Source organism: Candidatus Binatia bacterium (genome assembly GCA_036493895.1).
Classification (GTDB): Bacteria; Desulfobacterota; Binatia; order UBA1149; family CAITLU01; genus DATNBU01.
The window spans coordinates 107,407-118,190 of record DASXOZ010000030.1; the positions used below are offsets into that span (position 1 = coordinate 107,407).

General features: G+C 53.1%; 8 protein-coding genes and 1 other RNA gene. 3 read left to right on the plus strand and 6 right to left on the minus strand.

The features are described from left to right. Positions 1–50: 50 nt before the first annotated feature. Positions 51–408: a transfer-messenger RNA gene (ssrA, locus tag VGK20_08595) on the plus strand. Positions 409–766: 358 nt separating this feature from the next. On the opposite strand, the gene VGK20_08600 is transcribed toward ssrA, so the two are convergent. The 5 genes from VGK20_08600 to VGK20_08620 form a co-directional block, all read right to left on the minus strand. Beyond that, the gene (locus VGK20_08600) at positions 767–1,945 is read right to left on the minus strand and encodes a site-specific integrase (GenBank protein HEY2774096.1); all 1,179 of its coding nucleotides are present in this window, start codon (positions 1,943–1,945) and stop codon (positions 767–769) included. Continuing rightward, on the minus strand, positions 1,942–2,193 hold the full coding sequence (locus tag VGK20_08605; protein HEY2774097.1) for an excisionase: 252 nt from the start codon (positions 2,191–2,193) through the stop codon (positions 1,942–1,944). Before VGK20_08605 ends, VGK20_08600 begins: the two co-directional genes overlap by 4 nt. Positions 2,194–3,884: 1,691 nt before the next feature. Then, positions 3,885–4,223: a hypothetical protein gene (locus VGK20_08610; protein ID HEY2774098.1), complete on the minus strand. Its 339-nt coding sequence runs from the start codon at positions 4,221–4,223 to the stop codon at positions 3,885–3,887. A gap of 33 nt (positions 4,224–4,256) precedes the next feature. Beyond that, entirely contained in the window at positions 4,257–6,644 is a 2,388-nt protein-coding gene (locus tag VGK20_08615; protein ID HEY2774099.1) for a bifunctional DNA primase/polymerase, read from the minus strand. A 113-nt stretch (positions 6,645–6,757) separates the two neighbouring features. Continuing rightward, positions 6,758–7,225, minus strand: a complete 468-nt coding sequence (locus VGK20_08620; GenBank protein ID HEY2774100.1) for a hypothetical protein — start codon at positions 7,223–7,225, stop codon at positions 6,758–6,760. 340 nt (positions 7,226–7,565) lie between these two features. Here VGK20_08620 and VGK20_08625 point away from each other — a divergent pair, with 340 nt between their 5' ends. Further along, positions 7,566–8,270, plus strand: a complete 705-nt coding sequence (locus VGK20_08625; GenBank protein HEY2774101.1) for a type II CAAX endopeptidase family protein — start codon at positions 7,566–7,568, stop codon at positions 8,268–8,270. Positions 8,271–8,726: 456 nt separating this feature from the next. Beyond that, positions 8,727–9,347 (plus strand): hypothetical protein, encoded by a 621-nt coding sequence (locus VGK20_08630; GenBank protein ID HEY2774102.1) that lies wholly within the window; start codon positions 8,727–8,729, stop codon positions 9,345–9,347. A gap of 1,179 nt (positions 9,348–10,526) precedes the next feature. On the opposite strand, the gene VGK20_08635 is transcribed toward VGK20_08630, so the two are convergent. Next, positions 10,527–10,784, minus strand: a 258-nt coding sequence (locus VGK20_08635; GenBank protein HEY2774103.1) for a hypothetical protein, incomplete at its 5' end; no start/stop codon positions are given.

Here is a 10,784-nt window from a genome sequence, read left to right on the forward strand (position 1 = left end):
TGCGGCCGCGGCGGCCTTATATTCGCCGTCGCTTCGATGGCTTCCCCTATGGGGGCGATCTGGGTTCGACGAGGGTCATGAAGCAGGAGTTGCACGCCGAGCGCTTTGCCGACTCGTTAATCCGGTAAAAAACAACGTAACTGCGGATAACACCGAGTACGCTCTCGCGGCCTAATTAGGCCGCGGGCGTCCTGCCCTCACGCTCCCGCCGTGTGGAACAGGGCGTAATGATGCGGGATAGGGATCCGGCCTCTTGTCTACAGGGGCCGGCTCGAAACAGTAGAAGGCTGGTCCGTCGGGAGCCTGCTTCGGGGCGCTCCGCCGGATGAGATTAAATCCGAGGCTAAGCGTGTAGAGGTTTCTGTGGATTGCTTTCGGACGGGGGTTCGATTCCCCCCGCCTCCACTTTTTGGTGGTTTCGCCAGACTACGGCAGACCACAGCAAACCAAGTATAATTAGTTAGTTAGAAGATCCGGGCTTCGGAGGGCGTTGTCCTCCGAGGTCCGAGAGGGTCTCCGGACCTGCACGAATTCTGCACGAATCACCTACCGCAGTCGGTGGCCCAGACTGCTGGCGAGCCGTTCACCACGGTGCTGGGCGAATCGACGGTCTGGGGCTTAAGCAGAGAGGTACGGAGGGAGAGTGGGGGGCGGTGTCCGCAGGAGGCGGTTGAGCGGGCTAGGCATAGGACGAACGATAAGAGCCCGCCTCCCATCGCTACAAGCAGGGAGGCAGGCTCTTAAGGACGATCAGGAAGACTGGAAGCTAGCCGTTCGCTGCTTGCGATCCTGAGACGGCCTTAGCTGGGTCCGTCGATGGGGTTCTCTCCCGGTCCCGGCTTTCGGGAATCCAACGGCCATAGTGCTTGAAGATCATCTCCACGGTTTTGTGGCCCATCTGCTTTGCGACCCACCATGGATTCCTGCCAGCACTTAGAAGCGTTGAGGCGAAGGTGTGCCGGGTCTGGTACGGGTTGCGGTACCGGACATCCGCTTCTTCTAGGATAGGAGTCCACTGACGACGGATCTGTCGGTCATCTACCCACGGCTTCATCGTCCGGGGATTATGGAAGATCCTGTCGTTTTGAAGCCGTGTGAATTCCTTCTGGTGCTCCAAGGCTTCAATCGCTTCTGGTGTTAGCTCCACGTCACGAATCCCGGCTTCGGTTTTGGGGCCTTTCATGGCTTTTTCCACGAACGCTTCTGAGACGTGCGCTGTCTTCTTATCCCAATTGATAGCCGACCATCGAAGAGCGATCAGTTCCGACGTGCGAAGCCCAGTAGCGAATGCGAACTGAAAGAGGTTTCGATGCTGCGGCTCTGAAGCTGCTGCCAAGATCGCTTCCACCTCTACAGAATCAAACGGGTCCACAACGAAGGAACTTTCTCGTGTGTCCTTGTTGAGCAGCCTGTCCACAAAAACCTTTGCGAGAGGATTGAAGGGAATGAGGTCGTCATTCACTGCAATTTCCAACACCGTCTTCAATGGTGTGAGAATATTGCGTACTCGCTTCGCAGTGCAGGTGAGACCTGTGATCCATTCTCGGAGAAGCGCCGGTGAAAGGTCTTGCACTCTCATCGCTCCGAACTTCGGAATCAGGTGACCGTCGATGGCGATGCGATAGCCACGAACGGTGCTGGGCTGAAGGGTCTTCTCCCAGATCTTAAGCTGAGCCGTCAGCAATTCCTCGATGGTCCTATTCTGAGGATTGTGCCCAAAACGTCGGGCTCGCTGCGAGTCAGGGAAGTACTCGGCATAGTCGAAAGTCTTTCGTTCGATGCGATTCAAAATCTCTCCACGGAGACGTTCCGCATAGCGAATGTTCGACTTCGTCGGTCTCTGCTTGAGTATTTCCCGGCAATCCTCCCCTTTGTAGCGGAAGTAAATGAGGAGGTTGTCGCCATGCTTGTTGGGACGAACCTGAATTCCAGTAGGCAGCTTCACTGCATCACCCCCGTTCCGTTCTCAACCCACTGGTAAGCCGCTTCAGGGCACACGTAGATCTTCCCATTCGGGGCTTTGCAGGTTTGCACGCCATCCAGCCAGACGCCCTTTTTTCTTCGTGCCTGAACAGCGTCCTTAGTGTCGCCCGATTCCTTGCAGTAGTGGGCAAGTTTCACCCATCGCTTTGCGGACTGGGCCGTCACGTTCTTTGAAACACTCTTCTCTTTCCTCTTTCTTTCAACGCTCATTGTAGCTTCCCTTTTAGGACCTGTTGTTTCCTTCCCCTCCCGTGGCGCATCATTTCGGTGCTCTTCGGTTAGTAGTTGGATGATTGTGAATCTCGGTGATGGGTTGCGGTGAAACATTCTAACTTCGCATGGGCTGGTCTCCTTCGTGTTAAGTGTTGAGGTCATAATGCTGGCGCACCTATTATAATACCAAACCGCCAACATCCTGTCAAGACAAATGTGACCCTATTCAAAATTACAAAGTTTCAACCGAGCGCTTTCCCGACTCCCCGAAACCAACGAAGCGATTGTTTGAACAAGCGAAGGTCAGAAAGACAGAATTACAGAATCTGAAATGCCGCAGATCGTTGGCGGTGAAGAGGGGCGTCCGAATTTCAACTACGATCTGAACATCTGGAAACACGACGACTGCGTTTCCGAATATCTGATGACGAGTTCTTCTGGTGGGCAGGAAGCTCGAATGGTCAGCAGGAGTTCACTCGTTCGATGGCGGTGAAATTCGGTAGTGGGGAATATCCCGGTGACGGTTACGGAGAGCGCCAGAGCCAGATCGGAAAGACGGCCAAGGAAGGCGGTCTGGAGGGCTCTGGGAACTGCGGAGGGAAATCCGGCAGGCAAGGAACAGGTCAGAGCCAATAAAAAAACCATGATAGAAATTTTGTCAGGCGAGTTTCGACTGGTTTTCCCGCTAACCTCCTGAATATCCGTGAGTTTTTGACGAAATTGACTGCTCTGGCGAAATCCGGGGTGGTCTGGTCGAAAAGCATCCAAGAGCTATTTTGATCGTTCTTGTTTGGGACCGCCGACCCGAAAATATGCCCCTAAGCTACTGAAAAAGCGGAGTTTTCTGGTCCGAAGGAAGTCGTTTCCCGGCCAGATCAGATTTTCCCATGCGATCTCTTTGATTTGGTCATGGCGGGCCTTTGGTTCGTTCCAATCGGGAAGGGTGTGATCGAGCAGTCCTAGACCCGTCCTGAAGCCACCCAGACAGTTGCCATCCAAGCCCGCAACAACCTCGGCCCCAATTCAGCATCCAGATCTGAGAAAGGCCGCTGCGGATCTCTGGAAGGGCTGAGGCGTGGACGGTAGGGCGATCCAAGGGCAGGGCAAACAGATGTGGGAAAAGGCGCTATTCCATAAATCTATCGAAAAGACGCTCTGAGAGGACTCTGAAGCGGTGCGGCGTCTAACTTGTGAAACTCTCGGGAAATCGTCCGGGGCGAGTCGCTTCAAAATTTTCCAATCAGGTCCTTTGGAATTCGTGATCCGGCCTTTGGCATCATCGGGATGGTTTGGGCGATGACGAGGGAAGGGTTCGGGCAGTTCTCTGGCGTCTCGGACGATCTTCCAACGCTCTCCCAGTCACGCCCTTCAACTCGACCATCGACCAGCATTCAGAAACTCTCGGTGCTCATGTTGTTGTCTTCGTACCGGCGATCCTCGGAACAACACGTCGAACATCCCAAATACCAAGCCAAGAGTGCAGCATTCCTTCCAGCTACAAATCAGGCTTGCACTTTGCAGTCATGAACGTCGCCTTGTTGTTGCAGGAAGAACGTCGATGGTGATTATGCAACTCGGAAAGCGTTAACGATTGCGACCTATGGTGTTGTCGATGAAATTTCTGAAGCGACGCACTCCCGCTCTTGAAAGTTCTGAAGGCCCATTGCTGGTTCACGTTGATTCGAGAATTAGTCTTGGTCCATCGTGCATTCTTCGAGTGGTTCGCCTTGGCAGTCAAAATCCCCTTCCTCAAGAAGTTCCAGATCGATGGCCTCTTCATCCACAGTTTCATTCTGATTCCGGTCGCATTCGGCAGGGGCATTGGTGGGAGTGAGATTTAGCCAGTCCGCAAGAAGTTTGGCCGATTTTTTGCCGAGCAGATCCGCCAAGTCTTTCCGGTGACAATCCTTGTTGATTGAGCATTCGGATGCCTCTTCATGGACGGCGGGATGTTGTTCGTGGTTGTGGATAGATTCGGAATAAGCCGGAGGCGAGTCGGAAGGAAGCTGGAAGTTTTCCCACTCCAACTATCCAATCCGACGACACCCCAAGTATTACGACTACGCTGCCTGTTGGATGTTGTTACCCTTTTCAGTTTCACCGTTCTTCACCAGATCAATGACGAGTTTGCGGCCCTTTTTTGAGCGGCCAGCTTTCTCGATGGAGATTCCAGCCTCAAGAAGATTCGGAGCCAAACGCCTCAATTCACTGTAAAGAATAGAGGGGGTATCCGGCCACCAACCACTACTGGCCCCAATCTGGTCCCTGTGCTTCTTGAAGATATCCAGTAGTTCGGAACAGGTTCCTGTCCAAGACCGCTTGCGAAGTTGCATGAACCAAAGAACCGCAGCCGCAACATTGGAATCCTCGATAACCGCATCGTTCGCCGCTGAAGAGTTGGCCCTGTACGCTTCTACGAACGATCCCGGTTCCCAGCCGAGTGTTTCCTCTGCCTTGGATACCCATGTAACGAAGTCTGCCATGCGTGGAATGTCAGGAATCACGGGGTCATCTTCGCAGGCCAAGATGCCGCTGACCGCATCCAGTAAGGCACCAAGCACTGGCCCGTGAATCGCCTGAAACGTTGCTTCCAGTTCCTTCTCGGTCTTCCGTTCCTCAATCCGGGGAAGATCGAAGACGATACAGCGATCCACGAGGTCTCCACGGCGAGCGATGTCGTCAATTCCGTTCAGGATCTGTGGCCGGGTAGCGTCAATCAATGACTCTTGATCGTCTTTGTATAGCGTTCTCGACCGATACCCGCCGCCCGTTGAGAGACGACACAGGAAGTCAGAAACTTCTGGTGTGATACGGGAGAGATTGTCGAAACAAAGAACGTGGGAATTTCTCGCTTGGATCATCAGGTTGTGCTCGTTCTTAGGAGCCGGGACTAGATCAGGACTGCACGGATCGATCAGTCTGCGTGTGAACTTCGTATTGCAGCTTTTCCCTGATCCGTGTTCCCCTCTGAAGACCGCAATTGGATACGGACCCGTGGGAGATAGTGCGCCGAGAAGCCAGCCCACAGTCAGTTTGAAAGAAACTTCATCCCAGATGTTGAGACACTCGCCAAGAAGTTCTACCGAACCACCACGCTCGGGTTCAGGCAGAGGTAGCATTCCCAACGGACGTTCAAATTTGATGGGTGCTGTATCGAGAACGGTCCAACCCGCTGCATCTACTTCGACTACACGTCCCGTTTCATCGGCCAGATCTAGATAGACCTTGCCATCATGCTCTCCGACTCTGATGAACACCTTCTTCGTTTCACCTTCGTAGAGAGACATCCCTTCCAATGTTGCAATGGCTTTCTTGACAGCATCAGTGTTGGGGATGGTGTTTGTGGAGTTGTAGAAGACGTGCCCTAGCCAGCGACTGAAACTGGCATCGGAAATCCGTGACGTTTCCCAGCCTTTTGCACTTTGATAGCTGGCATATGGAACGTGCTGCTGGTTGTGGAAGAGTTCTACGCCTTTGTCTTCAACCAGTCGTAGTAGATCTTCTGCTTGGTTTGCAGCGGTTTCTCTCTTGCTGCTGGTCTTATTGGAAGTGGTTTCCATACCCAGCCAATCGGCGAACTTCTCTGCTCTCTTCTGGCCCATCAGCGATACCAAAGTAGTGTAGCCGGTCGTTGGAGAGTTTGTCTTCAACGACTGTGCTGTAGTTTCAACGGCTCTGATCCTGTCCTCTACCTCTTCATCGTCAGCGGTCTCTGCTGCCAGACGAATCATCTTCTTTATAAACTCTTCGTCCTTGCCTGCCCTCAAAAGCGACCCTGCAACAGCTAGAGCAAAGTCGTGTCGGGAGCCTTTTGCGGGCCACGCTCTTGAAAGAATGGTACAGGCAGCCAAATTGTTCGTTGCTTCTTCTAGCTCTTGAGTGGTGACGGTGGTGACGCTGGTGACGGCAGAATCAGAAACCCAAGTGATCTGTTCTCCTGTGTCCTCATGGATACTCGGAGGAACTATGGTGTAGTGTTTGTCTCCTCTACGTTCCATGAGCATCTTTCCATCTTCATCTTTGTACGCTTTATATGAAGGTACAGAAGAGACTTTGAAGTAGTGGTGACTCTCTGGATTTCCTTCTCTTCCATGGATCATTCCTGTCTCTGGAAGGAAGTGGGGAGCTAGGTAAACAGCTTCCAAACAATCCAAATCCACATCCACCACTCCACCACTCGCTTCTCCGGTCAGGAGTCCGATGTTGGTGGTGGTGTCCTTGAACCAACCTTCAAAGGTTTCAGAATCTGGATCTTCAGTCTGATACTTCTTCCACGACTCTACAGCGCCCTTACTACGACGAGGAACAGGGAACGTCCTGTATCCCAGTTCACGGTATCTCTGAGCAGCTTCCCAGAGGTTTGCGAAAACACCGTCACCACCGTCACCGTCACCCTCATCGTTACGGCACTCATCCAAATGGTCTTCGATTTCAAAACTTGCAGTCATAACATCACCTGTATTTGTTCTTGTTGTGGCTTTCCCTTGGAGTCCTCCTAAGCGGCTCTCTTGTTGGAAAACGGGTTAAAACGGTTAGATTGAATACACCTGTAGCGGTCGTCTTAGGTTACGGACCCATACGCAGCCTCCTTCAAGTCTTTTAGGGGAATCGTCAGCCTTCCGACGATTGAAGACGCAATTGTACCACGCCTTGGACTTATAATTCCACGGACGAGAACCGATGGTTTTGATGCGGGCTTGGTGACTGACTGCTTTGTCTCTTCTGTTGCGAAGACCGTGACCGTAACCGAAGGCAGCCTCTGCAATCTCTCCAGTCCAACCTCGTTCAGGAGCCGCTTCACCAACCCCACAGCAGCCGGAAGTGTGAATCTGAACTTCTGAAACAGCCTCTGAAGTAACAGCAGGCAGAAGAGGTTCTCCCGGCTGTAGAGCGTTGTAAGACCCTTGCCGTAACTGGGCTGCAATGGCTTCAGGCCCAACAGCCTCTCCCAGTGGCGGTGTTGGATTTTTGAAACTTGCAGAATGTCTTCGATTTGCTTCGGTGTGATGGGCTCTTCGGTGTTCTTCATGGCACAGCTACTTATGCGGTATCTGGCAGGTGGTTGGCGTTTAGGACGAAAAAAAATGACCTGAAACGAATTAACTTCTCCGGCGACGGGCGTTACTCGTCGGCGGCTGTGACCTGCTACGAAAGAAGGAACGAAACCGAATTGTAGCGGCGTCCTCGGTGACCGGGGCGCTAACGTTGCTTCAGGTGTTTCAAAGAATGGTGTGAGGTTCTTCACGATTGAAGCGCAATGATACCACGCCAAGGGCCTATAATTCCACGGACGAGGCCGAGCGGTACTGGCTGTGTATGGCGTCTGTTCGGTTGAGATGCTGGAGTGAAGTCAGGCTGTTCTATAAATTGTGAAGCTCGAGCCGGTATTCGGATCAGCGAACGATGCGGATAAAACCAAGCCGATGACCAAAACCTCACCATCATTGTCGGGAACGGTGGTGTTCTTGGTGGTGTGGCCGTACTACGTCAATGACTTCTACCTGATGGCAATACCTCCAAGCTCGCAAGTTCTGCTTTGGTCCCTTGACCTCATTTTTTACACAGCGACCCCAGTCATCACGCTGGCGTTCTTCCTATTTCAAAACAGGATTAGCTTGAGCACGTTAGGCTTAACCCGACCCCTACGGTTCAGAACAGTTGCGGCCGGTGCAGTTTTGGGCGTCGTCCTACTCTTTTCCGTTCACTGGAATGTTGAGCCTATACTCGTCACGTCCTTTCCCAGAGGCCCATTCCATGGTTACCAGTTTCCCCCGTCCGGTGTTCAGCGACTCGTTCTCATCAGCTATGCGGTCCTATCGGCTGCACTGTTGGAGGAAGCGATTTTCCGTGGATTGGTGGTGCGCTACCTTGAATCACGAATTTCAGGGTCTCTGACCGTTGTGATGGTCGCCTCTCTGCTTTTTGGTCTAATGCACTGGAGTCAGGGCATAGGCTTCGTGCTCGCCATGGCACTCTGGGCAGTGATCCCAACGATTTGGGCCATGCATTCCCGACGAGTGTGGGGGCCTATAATTGCCCACATTGTATACTATTTACTTGTCCTCTATGCGTGACAGGTTCTCTAGCTTCAATGGCGGGAATGTTCTGAAACCTTTGTTGACGACAGCCATTTTACTCACACTTTGTCCAACCCTCTCCTCGGCGTCATGTATGTACCCAGCCGCTTGCTATGAAGTCGGCGAAAAAAAAGCGATGCCTGCCGGGTGATCGAGAAGGACGGCGAATCATTTCTGGAAATCCAGATCAAGGGTCCGGCGACTGTACGAGAAGCGTCGTGTGGTGAGCAGCCAACTCGTGAGCCAATAGGGGAAGAACTGGCGACCCGGATGGCGTACCTGACTTCCCGGAAACACTATTTTGTTAGAGGGTCGCTTGGATTCACCTGCGAGAAACTCCAAGCCAGCCCATTCTTAGGGAAGGTCGAAGAGACCTGCTGCGATACGGGCCCGGTGGGTTACTGCGGTTTGGACGGACCATTGCTGGTTCCGCAGCCGTAAAGTGGCTCCGATATGAAATCTGCAATCGTCCTATTCGTATGCTTGTTGGGCGGCTGCGTGATGACACAGGCGAAGCCACAGGAGCAGTCAGCGCAGAAGCCACAGGAGCAGTCTCAGGAGAAGCCGCCTCTGCCGTTCTATGACTGGGGGGTTTGCCCGTTTGAGTGCTGTACCTATCGGCAGTGGACCTTGTTACGACCCGTCTCGTTTCATCAGACACATGACAAGGATTCTCCAGTGATGTTCCGACTGGAGCAGGGCCAAACCGTCACAGGAGTAACCGGGGTTGCCATCACTACGAAATACGGAACGGCGAAGGTTCTGAAGTCTGTTGAGACTCTTGGGTTCACCAAAGATCCCGAACGTCTTCCCTTCTCCGGTGAACCCGGCCAGACCCTTTATGTTCTGAACTACGAGGGGGAATGGGACACCTTGTTCTGGTACAAGGGCAAGCTTTACAGCGGTGGGATTCCAGTAGATGACTGCGAAAAGATGCCAGCGAGTTGCGAGTATGTGCGACCGGAGAGCCAAGCGGAGGAGACTTGGTGGGTGATGGTCCAAACGCCGGGCGGTGAAATTGGCTGGAGCGATGAAACTGACGCCTTCGAGCACATGGACGCTTGCGGCGATTGAAGGCTGACGTTACTCGCTGAAAGACATACCCGGCGTTTGGCACGAAATATGTGGCGAGCCGGTTAGCTAGCGAGTGATAGATTTCTTCTCACGTCTGAATCTGGGTGAAGTCGCAGTCGCCCTTGTGTGGGTGCTCGTAGTGCATCTGGGTGCCAGACGACTTAGGGCTGCACGTAACCGAATTTTAGAGCGTCCAGCACTCGACTATCGACGCACGCTCCGAAGCTGTTTCCGCTTCTCTCATGACTGGAGGGCCGGCGTAACTGCCGAAGACCTTCCAGTGGTCGCACAGTTTCGCAGGCGGTTTCTACAGTTTGTAATGCTGGTATTCATCCCGCCAGTGCTATCCATTGTTGTTCCGGCTTCACTGATCGTGCTGCTCTATTTCCATACGCACTATCCATCATTGTTCCCGTCTGACTCTTCTTGCAGCTACACTTCCGAACAGTCTTCAACGGTGCGGTGATGAGTTATTGCGCTCTGGATGGACCCTTGCTCATTCCGCAGCCGTGACTCCCGCTGTTAAAAATTCCAGTGGTCTTTCTCGATGGGTTGACAGTACGCCCGGCTGTCTTGTGCAACTGATTGCGGTTGTCTGCTCCGTGGCACTCATGCTCTGGTCCGCTGATGGTTTTCTTGCTCGACAAACAGGCGATGTAGTCGGAACAGTGGTTGCGTTTCAGACGACCGCCTCCAAGACGATGATTCGGTACGGTGTCACGGTGCGTTTGGACGATGGGCAGATGGTCAACGCCTCAAACAATATGGGGGTTGTGACGCCAGTCGGAGGACGGGTCGAATTGTCGGAATGGACAGGCCGATTCTCTGGAGTACGTAGCTACGGGATAGTCCGTGTGCGTTGAGGTTTTCTTGATCTGCCGACTCTGCCTCAGTTCAGCCACCGAGGTCGTCTAGGTCGGGATGCGTTGCGACAACAACATCCAACAAGTCGGTCTGAATCTTCCCAATCGCTAGCCCCACGCCTCTTTTGATCTTCTCGTATTCTTCCGGTGAGCAGCGATTCTGAAGCTTGTTTAGCACTTGCGTCAGTTCCGCAATGGCTTTTAGGGAGTGGTTCCGAATCTGGAGTGCGGATTCTCTATCCATCGTAAAGACCCCTGCGTCGGAGAAAGAGAGTGACGGACCCCGGATATCGCCGCCAAACTTCCGCCGACGACACTAGCCCGTAATCCAACCAACGACGAAGAAGGCGACGCTGCCGAAAAACAAAACTGCGAGGCGAGTACGAATCGTGATCGTCGGGAGTATTGCAAAAATGAGCGAAGCGACGATGCCAATGGGAACCGTCATGGCGGGCAGTTGACCGAAATCCCATCCCCCTGTGATCAGATACGTGATGGGAGGTGCGATCAGGACTCCAAGTCCCCATCCAAACGGAAAGGCCAACATGAGAGCGATGAGAATGGCGATCCATGA